This window comes from Bradyrhizobium genosp. SA-3, assembly GCF_004212635.1.
In the GTDB taxonomy this organism is placed as follows: Bacteria; Pseudomonadota; Alphaproteobacteria; order Rhizobiales; family Xanthobacteraceae; genus Bradyrhizobium.
This window is the reverse complement of sequence record NZ_PSRT01000264.1, coordinates 1-4,591: the sequence shown is the minus strand read 5'-3', so window position 1 is coordinate 4,591 and position 4,591 is coordinate 1. Positions and strand designations below refer to the sequence as shown.

1 protein-coding gene is annotated in these 4,591 nt (G+C 65.5%); it reads right to left on the bottom strand.

Translation table 11 applies throughout. The features are described from left to right. Positions 1-4,591: non-ribosomal peptide synthetase (locus CWO91_RS41610; protein WP_130221089.1), on the bottom strand; the 4,591-nt coding region annotated here is incomplete at both ends.

Here is a 4,591-nt window from a genome sequence, read left to right as displayed (position 1 = left end):
GGGACAATGGCCCCATCAAACCCATCGGGGCAACTCCAGGTCGCCGCACAAACTGTTGCTTCGGTAGGTCCATAAGCATTGATAATGGATGCTGGAGCCAGACTCCGGATGAGTTCTGCCTTCGGCAGCTCTCCAGCAAGAATGAGAACTTGCGATCCCAAGCCTTCCAGCTTCTGGCTTCCCTGAAGCAAGGCTGGAGGCAGCGTCGCGTGCGTGATGGCTTCGCTTCGCAGATAATCCGATAGCTTGTTACTCGCTTGACGGAGCTCATCCGCAGGCAAATGCAATGTGGCTCCCGAACCAAACGCCATAACAAGCTCCGAGGCGCTTGCATCAAAACCGAAGGAGGCGAACTGCACCACGCGGCTGTTGCAACAAACGCCAAAAAGCCCGATCTGAGCCAAGCTGAGATTGACCAAGCCGCGATGCTCGACCATGACCCCCTTGGGGGTGCCTGTTGATCCCGAGGTGTAGATCACATAGGCGAGATGGCGTGAGGTGAGGCCAAGCGCACGCGGGTCCGGATCCGACGCCGGCAGATTTGCCCATTCCGGCGTCGCCGCCAGATCCACCACCGTCAGATCGCGTACCGCATCGTCGCCCAGCGCCGATCGCCCCGCTGCATCGGCCAGCAGCACTCGCGGCGCCGCATCCTCCAGCACCTGGTGCAGCCGCGCCGGCGGATAGGCCGGATCCAGCGGCAGATAGGCGCCACCCGCCTTGAGGATCGCCAGCAGCCCGACCACCATCGCCACGCTGCGCGCAACGCAGATCGCCACCGGCTGATCCGGCCTGACCCCAAGCCCGATCAGATGATGCGCCAGCTGGTTGGCGTGCGCATTGAGCTCGCCATAGCTGACGCGCTGGTCCTGATAGACCACCGCCACCGCCTCCGGCGCTTTTTGCACCTGCGCCTCAAACAGCTCATGGATGCACTGCTGCTCAGGATACGTCACCTCCGTCCGGTTCAGTTCCTCCAGCAGATACGCCCGCTCGTCGGCTGGCAGCAGCTCAATCCGCCCGACCGCTTGCTGCGCATCGGCAACCATCGCCCGCAGCAGCGCCAGCAGATAATCCCGCTGCCGCTCGATGGTCGCGCGATCGAACAGCGCGGTGGCATAACCCAGCGTCCCAGCGATGACCTCACCCTGCTCGCCAAGGCTCAGCTCCAGATCGAACTTGACCTGATCGAAGCCGTCTGCCGCCGCCTCCACCATCAGCCCAGGAAGGTCGAACGTCCCAGCGGCGTTGTTCTGCCAGGCCAGCATCACCTGGAACAACGGCGTGTGATCAAGAGCCCGGGGCGGCTGCACGATCTCCACCACCTGCTCGAACGGCAGGTCCTGGTGCTCCTGCGCTCCCAAAGCCGTGCGCCGCGTCCGCGCCAACAGTTCCGACACGCTCGGCTCGCCCGACAGGTCCAGCCGCAGCGCCAGGGTGTTGACGAAGAAGCCGATCAGCTCTTCGATCTCGCGGCGACCGCGATTAGCGCTCGGCACGCCAATCACAAGATCGTCCTGTCCCGACAGACGCGACAGCACCGCAGCCCACCCCGCCAGCACCGTCATGAACAACGTCGTGCCTTGCTGCAGGCCCAGCCGCTTCAGCTCCCGCGTCAGCTCCGCATCAATAACGATCGGGACCGTCGCCCCCGCAAACGACTGCTGCGCCGGCCGCGGCCGGTCCGTCGGCAGCGCCAGACGGGCCGGCGCGCCAGACAGATTGTTGCGCCAATACTGCGCCTGGCGCTGCAGCCGCGCGCCCGACAGCCACTGCCGTTGCCAGGCGGCATAATCCGGATACTGGATTGCAAGCGGCGGCAGCGGATCGCCTTCTCCGGCCACGAACGCCCGGTACAGCTGACTGAGTTCATGCGCCAACACGCCCAGCGACCAACCATCCGAGACAATGTGATGCTGCGTCAGCAGCAAGACGTGCTCCTCATCCGAGATCCGGATCAGCCGGCCGCGGATCAGCGGGCCACGCGCCAGATCGAACGGCGTGCACGCCTCTTCCCTGCACAGACCCAATAGCGCCTCGTCCGCATCCGGCCTGTCCCGCAGATCGTGCTCCACAACCGGCAGCCCCGCATCCACCGGCAGCAGCTCCACCCAGGGCTTGCCCTCCGGCGCGACAAACACGCTGCGCAGCGCCTCATGGCGCGCCAACACACGGTCCAGGCTACGCTGCCAGGCGCTGCGGTCGAGCCCACCCTTGAGCCGCCACCCGAGCGGAATGTGATAGTTCGTGCTGCTCTGATCCAGCTGCGCCAAAAACCACAGCCGCTGCTGCGCAAACGACAGCACAAGCGGCGCTTCACGCGACACCGGCGCAATGGCCGGCAGGTCTTGCGCGCCGGAGCGGCTCAACTCATCCATGATACTCGCGGCCAGATCGGCCAGCACCGGTTTGGCAAACAGCGTGGTCAGCGGCAGTGTGAAGCCAATGGCCTGCGAGACCCGGCTCAACAGCTGTACCGCCACCAGCGAGTGCCCGCCGAGCGCAAAGAAGTGGTCGTGGCGTCCGACCCGCTCCACACCCAGAAGCTCGGCCCAGATCTGTGCCAGCGCCGTCTCGATCTCGCCCTGCGGCGGCTCATAGGCGCGATGCGCATACGCCTCATCGTCCGGCGCCGGCAGCGCCTTGCGATCGAGCTTGCCATTCACCGTCAGCGGCAGCGCCGCCAGCCGCACGAACGCCGATGGCACCATGTAATCCGGCAGGTGCGCACTTATGTGGGCGCGCAAGGCGCCGGCAAGCTCGCTTCCATCCAGCCCGTTCGAAGCTGCTTCCGGCGACACCACATAGGCGACAAGACGCTGCTCGCCGCCTGGGCCCTCGTGCGCCACCACCACCGCCTCGCGCACGAACGGGTGCTCGGCAACCCGCGCCGCAATCTCGCCGGGCTCGATGCGGAAGCCGCGGATCTTCACCTGGTCGTCGTTGCGGCCCAAAAACTCAAGATTGCCGTCCGGCAGATAACGTGCAAGGTCGCCGCTCCGGTACAGCCGATCGCCCTCGACAAAGGGACTGGCGATGAACCGCTCCGCCGTCAGCTCCGGACGGTTCAGATAGCCGCGCGCCACCCCCGCCCCGCCAATGTAGAGCTCCCCGACCGCGCCAAACGGAACCGGCGCACGGTGACCGTCAAGCAGGTACACCCGCGTGTTCGCGATCGGACGGCCGATCGGGACAATGGCGCCATCAAACTCATCCGGACAACTCCACGCTGTCACGTCGATCGCAGCTTCGGTCGGACCGTACAGATTGTGCAGGCCCGTCCAAGGCAAGAGGCGCCGAACCTTATGCACACTGGCGGCAGGAAGCGCCTCGCCGCTGCATAAAACACGCCGCAGCGACGTGCAGCGGTCAACACTCTTCGCATCCATAAAACTGACCAGCATGGATGGCACGAAGTGAACCGTCGTGATGCGCTCGCCGATGATCAAGTCGACCAATGCAGCGGGATCTCTGTGCGCATCCGGAGACGCCAGCACCAGGGTCGCCCCTTCAAGCAAGGTCCAGAAGAACTCCCAGGCCGAGACATCGAAGCCAAATGGCGTCTTCTGCAACACGACATCAGTTGCCTTGAGACCATAGGCGTTTTGCATCCAAATCAAGCGATTGACGATAGCCCGATGCTCATTCTGTGCCCCCTTGGGCGTTCCGGTGGAGCCGGAGGTGTAGATCACATAGGCGAGATGGCGCGAGGTCAGGCCGAGCGCACGCGGGTCCGGATCCGACGCCGGCAGATTGGCCCATTCCGGCGTCGCCGCCAGATCCACCACCGTCAGATCGCGTAGCGCATCGTCGCCCAGCGCTGATCGCCCCGCTGCATCGGCCAGCAGCACTCGCGGCGCCGCATCCTCCAGCACCTGGTGCAGCCGCGCCGACGGATAGGCCGGATCCAGCGGCAGATAGGCGCCACCCGCCTTGAGGATCGCCAAAAGCCCGACCACCATCGCCACGCTGCGCGCAACGCAGATCGCCACCGGCTGGTCCGGCTTCACCCCAATTGCAATCAGATGATGGGCCAGGCGGTTGGCACGCGCATTGAGCTCGCCATAGCTGACGCGCTGGTCCTGATAGACCACCGCCACCGCATCCGGCGCCTGGCGCACCTGCGCCTCGAACAGCTCATGGATGCACTGCTGCTCAGGATACGTCACCGCCGTCCGGTTCAGCTCCTCCAGCAGATACGCCCGCTCGTCAGGTGGCAGGATGTCCAGCTCGCGCACCGGCGTGTTCGGCGCCCGCTCCAGCGCCTCCGACAGCTGCTCGAGCGCCCGCTGCATGTAGCCGCAGACCCGATCCGCTGAGACGCCCTCCGTCACCTGCGCCGTCAGCCCGAGCGCCCCGCCAAAATCCTCCACCGACAAGGTCAGCGGATAGTTGGTGCGCTCCTCCCCGCCCAGCCATTCCACGCCGGACAGCACATCATCGGGTGCGGAGGCGGAGACCGCCACCGGCGTGTTGTGGCGGTAGTTCAACAGCGCGCTGAACAGCGGCGCCGGCGCCGCAATGGCGCTGCAGCGTTGCGCCAGCGCCAGCGAGGCATGCTCATGTACGAGCAGCTCGGCCAGCCGCGCGT